Raw genomic sequence first — 18,762 nt, 5'->3', positions numbered from 1 at the left:
AAAAATAAGAGTTTTTAGGCAATTGTTATGGCCGAGATTAAGATTAGTTTTTGAAACAGCTTTCTCATTAGTTACTCAATTTAAAAAGTAAATAGTTTACCAGATAGTATAGTAGATTCGCATTTTTAAAAAATATATTGCAATAACTATATTAGTTAATCCTAATATCTCATAAATTTAGCGTACACAACTCAGCCTTATTTAATTTTATGAAAAAACTATTACTACTTTCATTGCTAATCTTAACTAGCCTTAATTGCTCTTTTGCGCAGGATCAGGATGTAGAAAAAAAACCTTCGCCAGTTCGCTTTTTGCTTGGTGGCGCTTTAGAATTTGGTGGTGACGATGTGGCCAAAGTATACTTTACAAATGGCGAAGACCAGTCTGTAAAAGCCGGTCAAGGCGTTTCTATTGCCTTAGGGGCGCAATTCCAGTTTCCTAAACTTGAGAAATTACTTTTAAGAACTACGGTAGGCTACAAGTATGTTACCACGCAGGCTGACAATGCCCATATCCGTTTAACCCGCGTTCCTTTACAATTTACTGCAAACTGGATGGCAACTGATAAAATAAGATTAGGTGCAGGGCTTGTTACCCATCAGGCTATTCGTTTTAAGGCAGATGGCATTGGAGAAGACATGACCTTTAAAGGTGCTAGCGGTCCTGTATTTGAGGTAGCTTATAGTATAGTTGGCATATCTTACACTGCCATGAAGTACACTGACCAGACGAACACTACTTATTCGGCTAACTCAATTGGTATTACGTTTTCAGGAGTATTTAATAAAAGAAAATAAAATATAAAAGCGGCTGCTCCACATGGAACAGCCGCCTCTATTTATACTTTGTACTTTTGATTACAAACCTTGCTGTTGTACCGTTCTGTGTTCCTGCTCGTGGTGCTCACCAAAAAAGCGCTTCTGGTTGAAAAGAATCAGCAACACACCTATAAAGATGGCAGCATCGGCTACGTTAAAAATTGGCCACAAAGACATTGGTTTACCACCAAGAATAGGTACCCAGTGTGGTATAATGCCTTCCCATATATCGAGGTAGAACATATCGATTACCTGTCCATGAAACCATGGTGTGGATGAACCATACAGCGCATTATCAAACCAGACACCATAAAATGTACTATCTACCAGGTTACCGATGGCGCCGCCAAGTATAAGCGCAATGCACCAGATCAAACCTTTTGGCGCATGATGTTTAACGAGATAGTATAAATAATACCCGATACCGAACATGGCTACCAATCGGAACAGTGTAAGTATAAGTTTACCATAATCAGAGCCTAACTCTACGCCAAAGGCCATACCTGGGTTAAGCGTATAGTGCAGCTTAAAGAAGTCGCCTATAACGTGGATTTCGCCGGGCAGACCCATTTCCATGTTGTAATGCACGATCAGCTTTACGGCCTGGTCTATCAGGATCACAACAAGGCTGAGCAGGTAAAATTTCCAGTATTTCATGTGTGTTAGGTAAGCAGCGCTGGTTGGTTATAGTTATCAGCTACTGCAAGTATACTTAATAAAAATAAACGCACCAGTCTGTTTTAGACAAACGGGTGCGTTTATAGTTTAAACTGCTACAGCTTCCGTACGAATCTGCATGTAGATCTGGTACTCGTCCATTTCCAGCAACGTACCATCAGCCAGTCCATCTACTATCTCAAGGCTCAGTGCCTGTGTTTCGGAGCAGATGTAGTCTCTGAAGTTCTCAACGGCAGCGTTTACTTCAGGAGCTGACGGCTGCATCTGGATATAAATCTTGTCCTGAACTTCAAGGTTAGAGTCTTTACGCAGATTCTGGATACGGTTAACCAGGTCGCGGGCTATACCTTCCTGCTTCAGTTCTTCGGTTATAGTTATATCCAGGGCTACAGTCAGTTTACCTTCGCTGGCTACCAACCAACCTGGTATGTCTTCTGAAGAGATCTCCACATCATCCGGCGTCAGCACGGCAGTTTCATCGTCAGTTATCAGTACTTCAAAACCACCTTCACGCTCCAGCTTCGCGATGTCTTCCTGGTTCATTTGCTGTACAGCGGCAGCTACCAGTTTCATCTTCGGACCAAACACCTGACCCAGCTTCTTGAAGTTAGGCTTGATCTTCTTCACCAAAATGCCGGACGTATCATCAATATACTCGATGTGCTTTACGTTCACTTCGCTCATGATCAGGTCTTCAACTGCCTGGATCTGGTGACGCGTGTGCTCGCTAAGTACAGGTATAAGTATACGCTGCAACGGCTGACGAACTTTGATCATGTGCTTCTTGCGCAACGAATGTACAAGTGACGATACTGTCTGCGCCAGCGCCATGCGCTCTTCCAGGTCTTCGTTTATAGCAGTGTGCTCCACTTCAGGGTAGTAAGCCAGGTGCACCGACTCTACCTTGTTTTTACCACTCACGCTGTTCAGGTCACGGAACAGTTGCTCGGTATAGAACGGCGCGATTGGCGAAGCAAGCTTGGCTATAGTTTCCAGGCAAGTATAAAGTGTCTGGTAAGCAGCTATCTTATCTTCGTTGTACTCACCTTTCCAGAAACGCTTGCGGTTCAGGCGCACGTACCAGTTACTCAAGTCGTCCGTCACGAAATCCTGGATAGCACGGGCAGCTTTGGTTGGATCATAGTCGTTGAAGTATGCGTCTACGTCCTGCACCAGCGTGTTCAGTTTCGAGATGATCCAGCGATCGCTTTCCGTTCTGCGCTCCAACGGCACATCGGCTTCGGCATACGTGAAGTTATCCAGGTTAGCGTACAGCGCGAAGAAAGAATACGTGTTCTGCAGCGTTCCGAAGAAACGGCGCTGTGTTTCCACTACACCATCCGCATTAAATTTCAGGTTATCCCAAGGTGGCGCATTCGCGATCATGTACCAACGCACAGCATCCGGGCCATAGGTACCAATCATGTCAAACGGATCGATGGCGTTGCCTAAGCGCTTGCTCATCTTGTTTCCGTTCTTATCCAGCACCAGGCCATTTGCAATTACGTTCTTGTATGCCACGCTGTCTTCCAGCATTACAGCCAGGGCATGCAGCGTAAAGAACCAACCACGGGTCTGGTCAACACCTTCTGCAATGTAATCTGCCGGGAAGTTCTGCTCAAAGATATCTTTGTTCTCCAGTGGATAATGCCACTGTGCATAAGGCATCGCGCCAGAGTCGAACCAAACGTCGATAAGGTCTGGCTCTCTGTACATTGGCTTACCCGATGGACTTACCAACACGATGTTATCCACGTAAGGGCGGTGCAGGTCGTTTATCTCAACCGCCGCATCCATGAAGCCTTTATTAACAGCTACATCTATCAGCTCACTGAGTTCAGCAATAGAGCCAATGCAGATTTCTTCTTCACCGTCTTCGGTTCTCCAGATTGGTAGCGGCGTACCCCAGTAGCGCGAGCGCGACAGGTTCCAGTCTACCAGGTTCTCGAGCCAGTTACCAAAACGACCAGAGCCCGTAGATTCCGGTTTCCAGTTGATCGTCTTGTTCAGCTCGATCATTCTTTCCTTCACCGCAGTTGTACGGATGAACCAGCTATCCAGTGGATAGTAAAGTACCGGCTTATCGGTTCTCCAGCAGTGCGGGTAAGTGTGCTCGTATTTCTCTACTTTAAAGGCTTTGCCTTCTTCTTTCAGTTTAATAGCGATCAGTACGTCAGTTGGCTTATAGTCTGCAGCAGACTCATCCTGACCGTCGTAGTTCTTCACGTACATGCCGGCAAAGTCCGTAATCTCTTTCACAAACTTACCTTGCTTATCAACGATAGGCGATGGCTTACCATTCTCGTCCATTACCAGCAGCGCCGGAATATCGTTCTGTGCAGCTACTCTAAAGTCGTCGCTACCGAACGTTGGCGATATATGTACAATACCGGTACCATCCTCTGTCGTCACGAAATCACCAACCACTACTCTGAAAGCTGGCTTATCTGGCTGCACATATGGCATCAGCTGGTGATACTCCACTCCTGCCAGGTCGGCGCCAACAAATTCTTCCACCACTTTAAATGGCACCAGTTTATCACCTGGCTTGTAATCTGCCAGCGCAAGATCTTTGGCTTTATCGTTAAAGTAGCGGCTTACCAGGTCTTTGGCAAGTATAACCGAGATTGGCGCGTAAGTATATGGGTTGTAGGTTTTCACCTTCACATACTTTATACCTTTCCCCACAGCCAAAGCCGTGTTAGCCGGAAGCGTCCAGGGAGTAGTCGTCCAGGCAAGGAAGTATACCTGCTCGTCTTCGTTGTCGAACAGGAACATATTACGGGTGATCTTGCGTACTTCGAACTGCGCTACGATGGTCGTATCTTTTACCATTTTGTAGCAGCCCGGCTGGTTCAGCTCGTGTGAGCTAAGACCTGTACCAGCACCTGGCGAGTATGGCTGTATAGTATAGCCTTTGTACAGGTAGCCTTTGTCGTACAGGCGCTTCAGCAGTGCCCAGCACGATTCAATGTATTCGTTCTCGAAAGTAATGTACGGGTTGTCCAGGTCTACCCAGTAACCCATTTTCTCGGTCAGGTCGTCCCACTGATCCTTGAAACGCATTACCGTTTCGCGGCAGCGCTGGTTATACTCTTCTACCGTTATCTTCTTACCGATATCTTCTTTAGTAATGCCTAGCTCTTTTTCAACCTGCAGCTCCACCGGAAGGCCGTGCGTGTCCCAGCCACCTTTGCGGTTTACCTGGTAGCCTTTCAGGGTTTTGTAGCGGCAGAAAATATCTTTAACCGCACGGGCCATTACGTGGTGAATACCCGGCGTACCATTTGCAGATGGCGGGCCCTCGTAAAACACGAAGTTGTCGTTGCCCTCACGCGTCGCAACCGACTTCCGGAAGATGTTGTGCTCTTTCCAGAAAGCCAGTACGTCTTCGCCAAGCTTGGCGTAATTCAGATTTTTATACTCGTTATACTTCACCGTTTTCAGGTTTATCTTGATCTCGTTATTTAGCAGATGGCACGCTAAGACTATTTTTATACTTATATCTGAGCAGCCATACTTTATAGTTTTAGCACTAAGCCGGTAAAGTTAGGCAATTTTGCTCATTCTTATAAACTCAAAATGCTTACCGGCATCTCTTAAAGCTAACAACAGCAGTTATATAAAAGTGCTTCATCAAAAAAGCCCCGTTTTAAGCGGGGCTTTGTACTTTATAGTTTGCCTAAACTAGCTTTTCTTTTTTGATGATGAAGTGGATGATTTGTTCTCCGGAACACAATTCGGCACCTGTTTACCATCTTTATCTTTCATACCTACCTGTTCATAGCCTTTCCAGCACGGGTCTTTTTCTGATGATTTGCTGCTCTCCATTTTTGATGTGTTTGCCATAGCTCTATAGTTTAGTTGATTTCGGTTTATAGTTAACAACTGAATCTGATCTATGTTTATGTTCCTTGTGAAACGCGCCCAGAAACAATAGTTGAAAAGTGAGCCTGAAAAGCTTAAAATTGGAGAGTAAAGGCATAAACTAGTTTAATTTTCAACAGTTAGTTAGAACGGCTGATCTCGATAATTTTATCATTTGATCCGTTACTGGTGCAGAGGTATACTTTACCATTTGGTGCTACTAACACATCGCGTAGGCGGCCATACTTGCTTCTGTAGAATTCGTTTGCTTCTGTTATCTCGTCGCCTGCTTCGTTTAGTTTATACTGGTAAAGGGTATTGTCTTTTAAGGTCGCTACTAAAAGCGAGTTCTTCCATTGTGGAATCTGGCCGTTGTTATAGTAGTCCATTCCGCTTACAGCTATAGTTGGGGTATAGCTTTTCAGGGGTTCTACTACATTGTTTTCAGTGCAGAAATTCTGTTCGTTTGAGTCACAAAAGCCGTTTACGTTTGGCCAGCCATGGTTTCTGCCTTTCTCGATGATGTTGATTTCGTCGTCGGTACTAGGGCCATGTTCGCTGCTGTATAGTTTGTTATTAGCCACAACCAAGCCCTGCGCATTGCGGTGGCCGAAACTCCAGACAGGGCTGCCGCTAGTAGGGTTATCAACAGGGATTGAGCCATCCAGATTAATGCGTAATACTTTACCATTCAAAGAGTTTAGGTTCTGTGCTCTGCCACTATTAGCTGCATCGCCAGTAGTAATGTAAAGCTTTAGCTCAGGCGTTATTAGCAGCCTGCTGCCGTTATGAATATTTGCTGCCGAAATACCATCAATCAACACAACAGGATTTATTAAAGTGGTGCCATTATACCTATACTTCACCACTTTCTCGGTGTAGGTGCCTGCTTTGCTATAATTATATACCAGAAATACATCCGGAGTAGAACTGAAATCCGGGTGCAGCGCCATTCCAAGTAAACCTCCCTCGCCTCTCGCTTCTACTTCGTCTATAGTTGCCACTTCAGTTACTGCTCCTGTTTCCGGATTAATGCGGCTGATCTTACCTGCACGTTCTGTTATCCAGATAAAATTATCTGAGCCCCAAACCAACTCCCACGGGTGCGAAAGCCCTTCTGTTAGTACCCTATCCTTCAACTCTGCTTCTGGAAGTACAGGATCAGGAAGAGCGGGAGCAGGCTGTTCATTTGAATCTTCTTCGTTACAGGCAGATTGTAGTACCAAACAGAGCAGGAACAATAATTTTAATCCTCTATACATAGCTTCACCGAGTTAGGACCAAATTACTATTTCTAACTTCTGCTTAATTAAAAGGTTGAGTTGCTTGGGCTATTTATAGTTGATTCAGTAAATAAAGTAGGAGCAGAAATCACTTTTATCAAGAGGATAAACTATAGTATAAACCGCAGTTACGCTTTGTAATTGATGTTTTAGCAGAAATTTTCCACAAGAAACTGTAGTTGATTTTTGGAATATATTAATCGTTCCACATTAACATAATCAAAACACTTTGGGACAAAATCTATAATAATCGGTCTTCATCTAGATAAGCATTTCTAGAAAATCATTCTACTTTGGAGCCTAGAAACAAAAAAGCCGAAGGCTTAGGACCTCCGGCTTTTGCTGATTTTATACTTTATACTTAGGCTAGTTTTTCCAGAATGCTTCTGAAGCTAACAGCTTTGTCGATGTAGTTTCTCAGTTCTGAAATTGGCATACGCACCTGTTCGCGGCTGTCGCGGTCGCGAACGGTAACAGTGTTGTCTTCCAGTGTCTGGTGGTCAACGGCAATACAGAACGGTGTACCAATCAAATCCTGGCGGGTGTAACGTTTACCAATGCTGTCGCGCTCTTCGTAGATCATGTTGAAATCGAACTTCAATGAATTGAAGATCTCGGTTGCTTTCTCTGGCAGGCCATCCTTCTTAGTTAGCGGAAGTATAGCTGCCTTAACCGGTGCCAGTGCTGGGTGTAACTTCAGGAACGTACGCGTTTTGGTAGCTTCGCCTTCGGTAATTTCTTCTTCCTGGTAGGCGTTGCAAAGCGTCATCAGGAACAGGCGGTCAGCGCCGGCTGAAGTCTCGATTACGTAAGGAATATAGTTACCGTATGGTTTGCCGGCTTCGTTCAGGTCGTTGTCGAAGTACTGCATTTTCTTGCGGCTCAGCTCCTGGTGCTGAGTCAGGTCGAAATCAGTACGTGAGTGGATACCTTCTACTTCTTTAAAGCCGAACGGGAATTTATACTCGATATCCACCGCGGCATTAGCGTAATGAGCCAGTTTTTCGTGGTCGTGATAGCGAAGGCTTTCTGCCGGAATACCAATGGCTTCGTGCCATAGTTTACGGGCAGCTTTCCATTTCTCGTACCACTCCATTTCGGTGCCAGGGCGCACGAAGAATTGCATTTCCATCTGTTCAAATTCGCGCATACGGAAGATGAATTGACGTGCCACAATCTCGTTACGGAAGGCTTTACCAATTTGCGCAATACCGAAAGGCACTTTCATGCGGCCGGTTTTCTGCACATTCAGGAAGTTAACGAATATACCTTGTGCCGTCTCTGGTCTTAAGTAAATAGTGCTTGAATCTTCGGCTACAGAACCAACCTGCGTCGAGAACATCAAATTAAACTGACGAACTTCGGTCCAGTTGGTAGTACCGGATATCGGGCATTTTATACCTTCACGAACGATAAGCTCACGTACGCCGTCCAAATCTTCGGATTCCAACAGCTTGCCCATTTCAGCTAACAGTGCGCCAGACTCTTCAATCTTGCCTTCGTTTTCTAAAGCAGCAGCTTTTTCTTCTATCAGCACATCGGCGCGGTAACGTTTCTTCGAGTCTTTGTTATCGATCATCGGGTCGTTAAAGCTATCGATGTGGCCGGAAGCTTTCCAGGTAAGCGGGTGCATAAAGATGGCTGCATCAAGGCCAACTACGTTCTCGTTCAGTTGGGTCATGCATTTCCACCAGAGCTGCTTTATGTTGTTCTTCAGCTCCACACCCATCTGGCCGTAGTCGTAAACGGCCTGTAAACCATCATAAATCTCGCTGCTTGGGAACACGAAACCGTACTCTTTCGCGTGCGAAATGATGTCTTTTAACTGGGTATTTTCTTCAGTAGTTTTCTCTTTTGTCGCCATGGGTGCAAAGATAGCTGATTAAGGATGGATTATGCCATACGTGGTTTATACTTTTTGGCTCGGCTTGCTGATTTATACTTTGCGCTGTGTTCTCCTTTTCTGCTTCACTATCACTCCGATACCATTTATACTTACTGATTTGCGTGTGTTAACAATTCCTTAACATTAGACATACATTGGTAACATTAAATTAATGTAACTTGCGCGGCTTTTAAATTAATCACTTTTAGACACTCAAATGCCTAAGACTAAAAAACATCCGAAACACGTTTTAGAGGCTCACCCACACAAGTTTACCAAAAGGTATAACCTCTTTGATGTTGTTCTTCAGAAGGAGAAAAAATTCTTATACTTTATTGCAGTATCGCTTATAGTAGCTGGGGCGGTTTACCCTTACCCAAATATAGCTATGTGGGTAGGTTTTGCTTTTGCAGGTTATTCTGCCATTGCCAACGACAGTATCCAAACCATCGGTACGTTCATTGGATCTAACGAAGACAAAAAATGGTACTGGCAATGGTTGTTTATGGGGCTTATTTTTGTTGCCACTGTATCGTATAGCTGGTATGCGTTTAATGGCGACGTTACCTATGAGCGCTTGGCCACCAAAGGACTTGAAAAAACGCCAACCAGCTTTGTTTACCTGCAGTTGGCTTCTCCTATCATACTTCTGCTTTTAACCAGGTTCCGTATTCCGGTTTCTACCACCTTTATGCTGCTTAGTGTTTTTACAGCTACTTCTGGCACTATCATCAGCATGGTAAACAAAAGCTTGCTGGGTTACTTTGCTGCATTTATCTCTGCGCTGGTTATCTACCTGTTGCTTACCAAAATCATCAAACGCTTTATTAAAGGCGAAGCGCATGCCTTCTGGACAGTTGCGCAGTGGCTTATCAGTGGTTTCCTGTGGTACATCTGGCTGGCTCAGGATCTGGCTAACATTGCCGTTTACCTGCCGCGCCAAATGAACTTGTACGAATTCTTTGCCTTTACCGGCTTTATTTTCCTTGGTCTTGGTTTCCTTTTCTATAAGAAAGGTGATAAGATACAGAATGTGATCAACGAGAAATCGGAAGTACGTGATGTTAGAAGCGCCACTATCATTGACCTGGTTTACTCGCTTATACTTTACTACTTTAAAGAGGTGAACAACATACCGATGAGTACTACTTGGGTATTTGTTGGTTTGCTGGCCGGCCGTGAGTTAGGCATGCGCCTGCGTGCCCACGATAGCACCGAGAAGTTTGCCAAAACATTTAACTTGATCTTTAAAGATATCATTTCAGTAACTATAGGTCTTATCATTTCGATTATACTTGCTGTTGCCATTAACCCGGTTATCCAGGAAGAGATCATGAATTTCCTGTTCAAATAAGAACCCTGATAATTTAAAAATAAAGGCCCGGCAATTATGCCGGGCCTTTTCATTTTATACTTGTTTGCTTTATACTTGATGTGGATTCAGAATCGCTAAAAGCTGGCTTAAGCAGCTTATTAAGCCTTTTTATATTAGATTTCCACAAGTATAAAATGGCTGGTTATACTTTCTTTTCTACAGGAGGTATAGTTAATTGATATAAAAAATAAACCCCGGCTACTAAGTTGCAACCGGGGTTCTTAAAGTGTGTAAGTATGGCTGGCTTATTTCTCAGGCCAAACAACTTCCAGATTATCGTTGATGAATACACCGAAGTTTATAGCTATCAGTTGTTCGTCATCAAAGTATAAATCGATCATTTCCTTTTCGTAAGAGATGCGGTATTCGCCGGTCTCCATTTCTTCTTCTTCTACATCCGTGATATTGTGGTCTGTGAACAGGCTTTTTACCTGATCGCGGCTCATTTCGAAAATGCGCTCATCCCACAGTTGCACTTCACGGTTTGCAGTTTCTATGCAGCTTAGTTTATAGTCGTCTTCTTTATCGAAGTATAGTGAGTAGCCTTCTTCCCAGTAGTTCCAGGCCTGATGCTCAAACTCATCCTCTTCCTCTGATTCTTCTATCTCTTCAGGCTCGCCTAACAGTTTTTCTACTTCTTCCATTGTCAGGCCAAACTTGATCTTACCAAGCCCCTTGCCCAACCTGATGTCTTTGTTGATCATGCTTTTGTATTGGTTTTCTTATTATGCAAAGATATGTTTATTCCGAAATAAGTTTACAAAACAGCCCTAAGCTTTAAAAGATTTAAAATGTTTCTGTGCCATACTTCTGTTTATGTTCCTGCATCAGTTTTTGGTACGTATCGTTTTGCTTTGCCTGTTGCCATTTTTCCCAGAAAATTCTCGCTGATTCAGCTTTAACCGGATCCTCTTCTCTTGGTAACTGGTCTCTGCCATGCGCGCCGCTCTGCCCTTTCTTATCGTCAGGTACAGGTCCGTTATACTTCTTTCCGGATTTATGGTTGGCATAGCGCCTCGACCTGGTATAGCCCATCTGCAGGTATTTGCGGGCCATGTCAGCGCCTACAAAATCTTCCTGCTCCAGATACTCCAGAAACAACTCATAGATTTTCTGAGACGATGCCTGCGCTATCTCCGGGTTTTTAAATCGCCAATGCGGAAGTATTTCCGATTTATAAGGCTCTACCAGCAACACGCCCTGTTCGCCTTTGCCTACACGGTATAGTTCCGGGTGCTTCCGGAAATCTGTTTCAGCAAAATCGAGGTTATAGTTAAATGCTTTTCCCTGTACTGGCTTCATCTGTATAACTTGGCTCACGCATTTTAGCATTGTCCTGATACAGTACGGGGTTTTGTTCCGGATAGATTACAATAAAACTGTTATCCTTGTAGTTACGCGACAGCACACGCGGTACCTGGTCCAGGTCGCTGTGGTACGATATTGTTTCTCTTCTTGCTGAGATCACGATCACCATATCGTCTTTGCGTAACCTGGTACTCATGTTCTGGAACTCCTTCAGACTGATGTACTGCTCGTACTCTGCTTCAACAGTTGGCTTAGCGCTTTTAATTGTTTGTCTGAGCTTATTTAAGGTACGCCTGCTGCCTTTAAATATCAGTTTGGCCCCAAGCTGCAACGAAAGCAGTTTAACAGAACGTATCCACCTTAAAAAGCCCCGTTCCAATTCAGCATTTTCAGGTACAATCACAAGTATGCGTGCGGTGGTATTCAGGGGCTGGATGATCTTGCACACTAAAATCATTTGCTCCGTATTGTCGAGCAGATCGTCAAGTACAGTTCCGAAAACTCTCCCCCTTGTTGTTATCCTGGCATTCCAACCTAACACTACTTCCGTTATCATCAGCTCTTTTATTGCCCGCAGTACACCGCTTGCCACGTTGGTATCTATTTTGGATACCAGTTGTACATCGCTATCCGTAGCAGATGCATGCTTAATGGCTTCCTGCAGCATTTTGTTTTTCCTATAGATTTCCTCTTCAGCATGTTCGTTATCTATTACCACTGCCAGCGGATAGATTGGCTCATGATAATCCGGATTCTTGAGCATGATTGAAAGGTCTACCAGATTTTCAATTGTTGCCGGGTTGGCAATTGGTACAAGAATGCGGTCTGGTTTATCGCTGAGATCTGGTTTTTTACGACTCTCTACAATGGCCAGTATTCTTCCTGATTTCTCGGTGATGAACGAGCTGACAAGACTGGTAGCAAGTATAAGCACCACGGTCATGTTCAGGGCGAATTCTTCTACAATGCCAAACTCAAAGCCTACAAGTATAACTGCCAGTGTGGCTGCCGCTCTTGCCGTACTTAAGCCGAACATAAGATTACGCTGTGTTATTGTGTAGCCATAAAGTTTTTGGGTAATAAAAGCTGCTATCCATTTAGAAGCTATGGCCAGTAGTATGACAGTAACAACTGTTAACAATGCTTCCCAGCCTTCAAACAACACGCTTACATTTACCAGCATGCCCACACTCAGCAAAAAGAAGGGAACGAAAATATTATTACCCACAAACTCCAGCCTGTTCATGAGCGCTGAAGTGTGAGGTATAAGTTGATTTAATGCCAAACCAGCCAAAAAAGCGCCAAGTATAGCTTCTACGCCTGCAAGCTCTGCCAGAAAAGCTGCTGCAAATACCAGCGACAGAACAAATATGAACTGGGCACCTTTCTCGCTTTCGATCCTTTTAAACAACCACTTTGCTATTAATGGAAACAAGAACAAAACCACAGCTACAAAAGCAGCTAATTTCAGAGCCATCATTACCCAGTACATTGTGCTTGCATTGCCGGTTGTGGTGCCAACAATAATTGCTAATACAATCAGTACAGCTGTATCTGTGATTATTGTACCGCCTATGGTAACTGTTACTGCCTCATTTTTAGCTAAGCCTAATTTGCTGATAATCGGGTAGGCCAGCAAAGTATGGGAGGCAAACATACTTCCCAATAGTATAGCTGATTTTGTTTCGTAGCCGAACAGGTATATAAATACTAAAGACCCTATGCTAATAGGTACTAAAAAGGTTAATGCACCAAATACTATACTTCTTGACTTCGTCTTTTTAAAGCCAACCATATCCATTTCCAAACCTGCCAGAAACATGATATACAATATGCCCACTGTACCGAACAGGATCATACTAGCGTCCCGCTGTAACAAGCCTATTCCGTTGGGGCCAACAATTACCCCCGCCACTATCAGGCCTACTATACTTGGAATTCTTAACCTCTTAAGTATGATCGTTGATACAAGTATGATAAGCAGAACCAGCGTAAAAATTAATACTGGTTCTTCCAGGGGTAATGTCAGCTTTAACAATAATTTCATGCTTTATATTTTTCGATGTCCTTCAATTTACGAATTTCTTTTTTTGGCTTCCGATTACTCCTTTATACTTCTCTCCTTTTTTCCTTTTAATCCACCTTTCCACACTTTTCAACCTTTAATATTTTTTAATTAAATTTTTCTTTAAACTAAATTCTCTTTCATTATTAAGGGTGTGTACAAGTTGATATGTTTTATACTCTTTTGTTACTCTTGGTAACTTGTTTACACTTCCCGGGTTGTGCACTTTTCTCTCCACATACTTTCTTAGGATATATTTTTATGCATCAATCTTTTAGAGGTGTTTTCCACTTTTAAACGTTATTTGTGAATTTCTTTTTAAACACTACACACAAACGTGGATAAACCATTTTACTATACTCACTTTTGCACCTGTTTCCACTTTTTTAGTGTTCCACGGCATCTTTTATGTAGTGTGTAATTTAGGGTTCCAGAGTTTTACATTTTTCTTCCACGCTTTTCCACAGTTATACCCACCCTTATTGTTAATTACTTTGGCTATACTTTGTTTTAAGAAGAAGCGCATATTTTAAACTCTACTGATACCTCTTAAGTGATATTTTTTAATCGTTATGTATTGCTTTGGTAGTGTAACTATGGTCAGAGTTTACATTGCTATGTTATTAACGCTGCAGCTTTATTTTTACAGAATTGTACGCGAGGAAATTATTTTACGCACAAGCTGATCAGGAATGGTTCACAAGTCTGTAGTCTGGTCCTAAAGACTTTCTACAAACAAATGAAACCGATGTTAAGATTATACTTTGGTGATAGTTTAAGGGAGAAGCTTATAAGTTCGGATAGGTAGTTTGGTTTGTAACGATGCATATTATATGCATCGAGCTTGATTTTTTTAGAAGAAGTTTCAGAGCAAACCAGGTGTTGAATTTTAACTGGGATGGTATGTTGAAAGGTGGCAATGTTATTGCGCTTGCACTAAGTTTGGCTGTGTTTTATTTCATACTTTCCACAAGCCACGGCTGAAGTATGGCATAATAAAAGGAGGCCTTTCTGACCTCCCTTCTATACTTTCAAATTTTTAAAACTCAAGTTTGATAGCTTCCACTTCCCAGTTTGCTCTAACTTCAAGTGGTTTGTTGTAGATGTATACTTTCTCTGGTTCGCGTTTTAGTTCTGGATCTCCGGCTGCCCATCTGCCATCTTTATTTTCATCTATAAGCACGCGTAAATTATAAGCGCCTGGTTCGAGGTTCCTAAAGTCGAAGCTTTTCTGATTGCGTGACTGGTGTTTAATTTTCCCATCTTTATCCAGGAGTTGCAAGGTATAAGAAGTATACTTTGTAGTTATCGTTCCTTTCAGACTGCCTGTTCCTTTGGCTTCAGCTATAGTTATTGGTAATTGGTTAAATTTAAGTTTACCTCCTTGTACTGCTACTACTCCCATGCTATCAAGCCCAATTGATATTTGTTTGTTACGGGTTTTTATAGTTGGTACTTTAAAAGTGAGTTCGGTTGCTGTCGGGTCTAATTTACTTTCCTGTGGGTAGTTTATTTTGCTCGTTACTATTGAATCAGCATAGATCAGAACTGGTTCTTTTGAATTTATTTTAACAGGTGTTTCAAATTCCAGTGTAATTGGTTGGCCGCTATAATAGCCTGCTCCATTTTTAACACCGTTATTTTTTATTTGAGCGCCTTGGAAGCGTTGTGGTCTTTTACCCTGGAAAGCTATTTGTAAGGTATCAGTAGTTGCATTGCCCGCTGAATCTGTAGCTGTTATGATAGCTTTACCTCCTGTAAAACCATTTCCGCCGAATATATCTATTGCTTTCCCGTCTGGCGCTATTTTATAAAGTAAAGTATCTTTTTTGCTTTGAACACTCCGGCCTATAAAAGATTTAATGCCCTCGTTGTAGTTAGCTGTAAAGCGGTCTATAAAATTTTCGCGGCGCTGAAGTATAGGTTTTTTTGTATCAATCCTGATAGTTTGTAATTCTATCTGTTGTTGTTTAGGGGTTACTTTTATCGCTTCTGATTTATAAGCTACACGTTCGTTTTCGTTATCGTATATGCTGTTATTGTTCTTATCAGACAGCGCATAAATTTTATAATCGCCTTCTTTTATATTTTCAAAAGAGAACTCCCCTGCTTCATTTGTCAGAGCCTGATAATAAGGGCTACCCTTCTTTATATTCATTGTATCAGCCAGTGGATAAAGTGCCACTAATGTTTCTTTCTCTGGCGTCTGGCTAAGTAAGTCTACTACTTTTCCACTTATTCTACTAGAGTCTAAGTATGCCCCGGTGCTAAAAGTCAGCATTAAACCTTTGGCTGTATTCTTCTCTGTTATGTCCTGAATTCCGTTGCGGAAGTTAAAAGTATACGTCGTGCTATCTTCCAGAGGTTTTTCAAACACAAGCTCCATTCGGTTGCGTTTGGTCGTTACTTTATACTTATTACCAGTGTTTGGTGTAATCAGTAATTCCTTTGTCAGGTTGTTTGGCTGTACTTCTTCATCAAATTCCAGAACCACAGATCTCGTACTTACATTAAGATCTTTTGCCTTAGGGCTACTGCTTGTTAAGTTTGGCGATTTGGTATCTTTAGCTCCGCCTTCCGGGTTGTTTACTGTGGCGCAGGCAGTGAGAAATGCTATAGATGAAATGGCAAGCAGTGTGTTGAAAAACTTCATGTGTAAGTGCTTTTAAAGTAAAAGAGGCAAACTTTCGCTTGCCCTTTATTCATTTTATTAACAGTTTCTTTGGTGCGGTTATTTTCTTTTAGCTACGAAAATCAGGCTCGAATAGTCATTGCCATTTTTCTCTGCATAGCTATTTGATTTGAAACCATTCATAACGCTGCTCAGCATTTTTGTTTTTCCATCCTTGTGCTTTTCACTTAGCATACTTACATAGTATGCATCAAACTTCATGGGCAGCACTTCTTCCAATACCATCTTATGTTTTTTCATCAAGCGCTTCATGGTTGGTTGCGTAAAGTGGTACAAGTGGCGTGGTACATCGTAGGCAGCCCAATTTTCCTTGTACTGTTGCGCATCATGTGAATCGGCATTTGGTACAGCAACTATCAGTACTCCTTCCGGGTTAAGGCGCGAGATCAGTTGATCCATCGTTTCATTAAGCGTATGGATATGTTCCAATACGTGCCAAAGTGTAATTACATCAAACTTTTCGGTTGCAACTTCTGCCAGCGTTTCTTTGATTGTATCACCAATTTGTTCTTTAGCCAGTTCTCTTGCCTTTGCATTTGGCTCTACCCCGCTTACTTTCCAGCCATCTTTTTTGCAGGCATTTAAGAATACGCCGGTTCCGCAACCATAGTCAAGTATATTTCCTTTAGCTGGTACATGCCTGTTGATAAGTTCTACTTTTTGCTTAGTGGTGATAGATCTTACAACATGGTAAGCTCTGTTGATAATTCCTGTTTTAGTATTGCTATGAGAGATATAATCATCAGATTCGTAGTAGCTGCCTATACTTTTTACATCGGGCCTTGGGTTTGTAAACTTGAATGTGCAGTTCTCACATTCCACAATTACAAAGCTCTCTTTGGATACCGTATTGTCTGTTACTACCAGAAAATTTTTAAACTCTTCTTTGCCGCAAATCGGGCAGTGCTCCAGTCTTTCGTAGCTCATTTATTTGCCTAAGTATACCATTAACACTGAAATATCTGCCGGTGAAACACCACTGATGCGCGAAGCCTGTCCTATAGTTTCAGGATTCACTTTCAAGAGTTTTTCTCTCGCTTCAGAAGATAAAGCAGGTATGTTGCGGTAGTCAATTCTTTCTTTGATGATGTAGTTTTCGAGCTCACCCATTTTAGAAGCCATCACATGTTCTTTTTCGATGTAGCTTTCATACTTAACAGCTATTTCGGCCTGCTCTACACTATCTGCTTTGAATTTGCTCAGGTATTCTGCTATGGCTGGTATTGCTGCTGCTAAATGTTGGATCTCGATATTTGGACGTTTTATAAGCTGGCCGGCACGTTGCTTTTCAGGTATAGGAGCAGATCCTAAACTCTCCAGCATGCTGTTGATATCTCCGGGTTCAATCGGCTTGTTATTTAAGTATGCGATGATTTCCGCTGTTTCTGATACCTTCTTTTCCACAGCTTTCAAACGACTTTCATCTGCTAGTCCTAAGTTATGGCCCAGCTTTGTTAGGCGAATATCAGCATTATCCTGGCGCAGGAGTATGCGGTGTTCAGCGCGTGAAGTAAACATACGATAAGGCTCTTCTGTACCTTTGTTTACTAAGTCATCTATTAAAACGCCAATGTATGCTTCAGAACGTTTCAGAACGAATGGTTCTTTGCCGTGTACTTTGTTGTGGGCATTTATACCTGCCATCAGTCCCTGGCAAGCTGCTTCTTCATATCCTGTAGTTCCGTTTATCTGGCCAGCAAAGTATAAATTCTGAACCAGTTTTGTTTCCAGGGTAAGATTTAACTGTGTTGGCGGGAAGAAATCATACTCGATCGCATAACCCGGGCGGAACATTTTAGCATTCTCAAAGCCTACTATTTTACGAAGCGCTTTTAATTGCACGTCTTCCGGTAGCGAGCTTGAGAAACCATTTACGTATACTTCAACTGTGCTCCATCCTTCAGGCTCTACAAATATCTGGTGGCGGTCGCGGTCAGCAAAGCGGTTGATCTTATCTTCTATACTTGGGCAATAGCGTGGCCCCAATCCCTGAATACGGCCCTGGAACATCGGAGATTTTTCGAAGCCGGTTTTTAGAATCTCGTGTACTTCTGAGTTTGTATAAGTTATATAGCAGCTTCGCTGTGATTGTAACGGTTCTGTTTCGGTGTATGAAAACTTCGAAGGATTCTCATCGCCGAACTGTTCTTCCATTCGGCTGTAATCCAGGCTCCGGCCATCTACTCTTGGAGGTGTTCCGGTTTTCATTCGGCCTGCTTCAAAACCAAGTTCTACCAATTGTTCGGTTATACCTTTTGCAGATTTTTCAGCTGCCCGGCCTCCGCCTAATTGTTTCTCTCCAATGTGGATAATGCCATTCAAAAACGTGCCGTTAGTTAGTACAACGGCCTTTCCGCGTATAGTTATCCCCAGGCTGGTACGTACTCCTACTGCTTTTCCGTTCTCTACTTCTATGCCTGAAACCATCTCCTGCCAGAAGTCAATGTTCTCTGTTTGCTCTAACGTAAGTCTCCATTCCTCAGCAAATCGCATGCGGTCGCTTTGGGCTCGTGGGCTCCACATAGCAGGACCTTTAGATTTGTTCAGCATCCGGAACTGGATCATAGTCTTATCGGTAATGATACCACTCATGCCTCCGAGTGCATCTACTTCACGAACAATCTGCCCTTTAGCTACACCACCCATGGCCGGGTTACAAGACATTTGAGCAATAGTATTCATGTTCATGGTTACCAACAGCACCTTTGAACCCATTTTGGCAGCAGCAGCAGCGGCCTCACAGCCTGCATGCCCTGCACCAACAACTATTATATCGTATTCAGCAAACATG

General features: G+C 42.8%; 13 protein-coding genes. 2 read left to right on the top strand and 11 right to left on the bottom strand.

Annotation, left to right across the window (positions count from 1 at the left end; all coding sequences use genetic code 11):
- Positions 1-209 precede the first annotated feature (209 nt).
- Positions 210-797, top strand: coding sequence for a hypothetical protein (locus LWP20_RS01210; RefSeq protein WP_242926289.1), 588 nt, complete (start codon positions 210-212; stop codon positions 795-797).
- A gap of 60 nt (positions 798-857) precedes the next feature.
- Here LWP20_RS01210 and LWP20_RS01205 read toward each other — a convergent pair whose 3' ends face one another.
- The 5 genes from LWP20_RS01205 to LWP20_RS01185 form a co-directional block, all read right to left on the bottom strand.
- Positions 858-1,475, bottom strand: a complete 618-nt coding sequence (locus tag LWP20_RS01205) for a lipoprotein signal peptidase (protein WP_242926288.1) — start codon at positions 1,473-1,475, stop codon at positions 858-860.
- Between the two features lie 108 nt (positions 1,476-1,583).
- Positions 1,584-4,934, bottom strand: coding sequence for an isoleucine--tRNA ligase (gene ileS / locus LWP20_RS01200; RefSeq protein WP_242926287.1), 3,351 nt, complete (start codon positions 4,932-4,934; stop codon positions 1,584-1,586).
- A 249-nt stretch (positions 4,935-5,183) separates the two neighbouring features.
- Positions 5,184-5,345: a hypothetical protein gene (locus tag LWP20_RS01195; protein ID WP_242926286.1), complete on the bottom strand. Its 162-nt coding sequence runs from the start codon at positions 5,343-5,345 to the stop codon at positions 5,184-5,186.
- A 158-nt stretch (positions 5,346-5,503) separates the two neighbouring features.
- The gene (locus tag LWP20_RS01190; RefSeq protein ID WP_242926285.1) at positions 5,504-6,625 is read right to left on the bottom strand and encodes a PQQ-dependent sugar dehydrogenase; all 1,122 of its coding nucleotides are present in this window, start codon (positions 6,623-6,625) and stop codon (positions 5,504-5,506) included.
- Between the two features lie 382 nt (positions 6,626-7,007).
- Complete coding sequence (locus LWP20_RS01185; protein WP_242926284.1) at positions 7,008-8,510, bottom strand: glycine--tRNA ligase; 1,503 nt, start codon at positions 8,508-8,510, stop codon at positions 7,008-7,010.
- Between the two features lie 238 nt (positions 8,511-8,748).
- On the opposite strand from LWP20_RS01185, the gene LWP20_RS01180 reads away from it, so the two are divergent.
- Positions 8,749-9,885: a hypothetical protein gene (locus LWP20_RS01180; RefSeq protein ID WP_242926283.1), complete on the top strand. Its 1,137-nt coding sequence runs from the start codon at positions 8,749-8,751 to the stop codon at positions 9,883-9,885.
- Between the two features lie 266 nt (positions 9,886-10,151).
- Here LWP20_RS01180 and LWP20_RS01175 read toward each other — a convergent pair whose 3' ends face one another.
- The 6 genes from LWP20_RS01175 to mnmG all read right to left on the bottom strand — a co-directional run bounded on the left by LWP20_RS01175 (position 10,152) and on the right by mnmG (position 18,761).
- The gene (locus LWP20_RS01175) at positions 10,152-10,610 is read right to left on the bottom strand and encodes a hypothetical protein (protein ID WP_242926282.1); all 459 of its coding nucleotides are present in this window, start codon (positions 10,608-10,610) and stop codon (positions 10,152-10,154) included.
- Between the two features lie 82 nt (positions 10,611-10,692).
- Complete coding sequence (locus LWP20_RS01170) at positions 10,693-11,208, bottom strand: DUF4385 domain-containing protein (RefSeq protein ID WP_242926281.1); 516 nt, start codon at positions 11,206-11,208, stop codon at positions 10,693-10,695.
- Complete coding sequence (locus tag LWP20_RS01165) at positions 11,180-13,261, bottom strand: cation:proton antiporter (protein WP_242926280.1); 2,082 nt, start codon at positions 13,259-13,261, stop codon at positions 11,180-11,182. Before LWP20_RS01165 ends, LWP20_RS01170 begins: the two co-directional genes overlap by 29 nt.
- A 1,057-nt stretch (positions 13,262-14,318) precedes the next feature.
- Positions 14,319-15,932 (bottom strand): Ig-like domain-containing domain, encoded by a 1,614-nt coding sequence (locus tag LWP20_RS01160; RefSeq protein WP_242926279.1) that lies wholly within the window; start codon positions 15,930-15,932, stop codon positions 14,319-14,321.
- A 78-nt stretch (positions 15,933-16,010) separates the two neighbouring features.
- A complete protein-coding gene (locus LWP20_RS01155) occupies positions 16,011-16,898 on the bottom strand; it encodes a class I SAM-dependent methyltransferase (protein ID WP_242926278.1) in 888 nt (295 codons plus the stop codon).
- The gene (mnmG, locus tag LWP20_RS01150; RefSeq protein ID WP_242926277.1) at positions 16,899-18,761 is read right to left on the bottom strand and encodes a tRNA uridine-5-carboxymethylaminomethyl(34) synthesis enzyme MnmG; all 1,863 of its coding nucleotides are present in this window, start codon (positions 18,759-18,761) and stop codon (positions 16,899-16,901) included. It abuts the gene before it with no gap.
- Position 18,762 lies beyond the last annotated feature (1 nt).

The sequence above is a fragment of the Pontibacter vulgaris genome, from assembly GCF_022758145.1.
Classification (GTDB): Bacteria; Bacteroidota; Bacteroidia; order Cytophagales; family Hymenobacteraceae; genus Pontibacter; species Pontibacter vulgaris.
This window is presented reverse-complemented; position numbering and strand designations above follow the sequence as displayed.